1 protein-coding gene is annotated in these 1,845 nt (G+C 79.2%); it reads right to left on the bottom strand.

Going from position 1 to position 1,845, the window contains the following annotated elements; translation table 11 throughout:
• Nucleotides 1-208 precede the first annotated feature (208 nt).
• On the bottom strand, nucleotides 209-1,420 hold the full coding sequence (locus ABEB16_RS06405; protein WP_345711427.1) for a ScyD/ScyE family protein: 1,212 nt from the start codon (nucleotides 1,418-1,420) through the stop codon (nucleotides 209-211).
• Between the last annotated feature and the right edge of the window lie 425 nt (nucleotides 1,421-1,845).

Below are 1,845 nucleotides of genomic sequence, written 5' to 3'. Positions count from 1 at the left end.
CGACCGGACCCCGCCGCTCCCGCTCCTCCACCGCGTCCACACCGCTCCCGATCCGTCGCGGCCCGCGGTCGTCAGCACGGGCGGGGCCGCACGGCGGCCGGGCCACAGCGTAGACGGCACCGCGGGGTGGTGGGGACGCCGTGGGAACGGTGTGGGGACGACGTGGGGACGGGTCCGGACGCCGCGGCGTCCGGACCCGTCGGCACCTCTAGGAGCCGAGCCGCCAGATCTGCCCGCCGGGGGTGGCGGGCCCGGCCGGGCCGGCGGGGGCGCCGTCGGCGTCGGAGACGCTCCACGCCGAGACGTAGACGGCCCCCTCCTCGTCGACGGCGAGGCCGGCGGGGAACGGGACCGGCACCGACGTGCGCTCGCCCGAGGGCGCGACCCGCACGACGTCGCCGGGAGCACCCGGCCCGGGACCGGGCACGTCGTCGTTCGGCGCCACCGGTTCCCCGTCCTCGCCACCGCCGGGGGCGCCGGCGCCGAACAGCTGCGAGACGTAGAGGGTGCCGTCCCCGGCGACGGCGACGCCGGTGACGCCGGTGAAGCCGGTCCAGCGGTGCAGCTCCCGCCCGCCGGCGCTGTACTTCACGACCTGGGCCGCACCGGGCTGCTCGCTGCCGAGGCCGCCGACGTAGACGTTGCCGTCGGCGTCGCGGGCCAGCGAGGTGGGCACGAACTCCGGCGTGGTGTCGTCGTCCGGCGGGGTGGGGTAGGTGGCGAACACGCTGACCCGCGGGCGCAGGTCCCCGCCGATGCCGACCCGCCACACCGTGTTGGCCGCGGCGTCGGCGACGAGGGCGTGGGTGGGGGTGGTGGCGGTGCGCGGCACGACGAGGATCCCGTAGGGGTTGGACTCCACCTGCGCCCCGTCGGGGTTCAGGCGGGCCTCGGCGGCGGCGAGGTCGACGACGGGGTAGGAGTACCCGTGCCCGCCGAGGACGACGCTGCCGAGCTGCCGGGCGAACCCCCCGGGCAGGTCGACGCCGGGGAACGCCTCGGGCGGGACGTACGTCATGGCGGCCGCGTAGATCCCGGGCAGCTCGGTGGCGGCGGCGCCGTCGGAGCCCACGGCGAAGCTGCCGTCGGGCGCGGCGATCGACGCCAGGCCGGTCACGACGCGGTGCGGCGCGCCGCCGGTGCGCGCGCCGGGGTCGTGCACGAGGCCGACGGCGCCGGTCAGGCCCGCGCACTGGCGCTGCGGTCCCTCCCCGGCGCAGGTGTCGCCGCCGCTGCCGGCCTCCGCCACGAGCAGCGAGGCGCCGTCGCGGTCCCAGCCGAGCTGGCGGGGGTTGTCCAGGCCGGTGGCCACCACGACGGGGGCGGGGTCGTGCTCGCCGGTCGTGGCGGTGGCGGGGGCGGCGGGGGCGAGGCAGGTCAGGGCCAGGAGGGTGGCGGCCGTGGTGGTGCGTCGTCGCATGGCGTGCTCCGGAGCGGCTCGGTGGGTCCGGGTGGCGGGTCGACCAGGGGTCGGGACGTCGGCGGGACGGGGCCGACGGGGCGCGGCGATCGGTCCTGCAACCGCGTGCGGGACCGGGTTCGGGCCGCGATCGCTCGGCGCTGAACGGGGTCGCGGGGTTCCGGTGCGGGAGCCTCGTCCTGCCCGGCGCAGGTTGTCAAGGGTCGAACGACCTCCCCCGCCGGCGGCGGGCCCGGCGCGAGTGCCGCGCTGCCCCTATCCTCGGCACCCGAGCGGGCCGGGGGGCGGGCCGCAGCGGGGGCGGGGGGACGGTTCCATGCGCGTGCAGGGCAGCGCCGCGCTCGTCACGGGTGCCGCCTCCGGGCTGGGCGCGGCGACGGCCCGCGAGCTGGCCGGCCGCGGGGCGCGCGTCTTCGGCCTCGACC

This window comes from Kineococcus glutinatus (assembly GCF_039542765.1).
Lineage (GTDB): Bacteria > Actinomycetota > Actinomycetes > Actinomycetales > Kineococcaceae > Kineococcus_A > Kineococcus_A glutinatus.
This window is presented reverse-complemented; position numbering and strand designations above follow the sequence as displayed.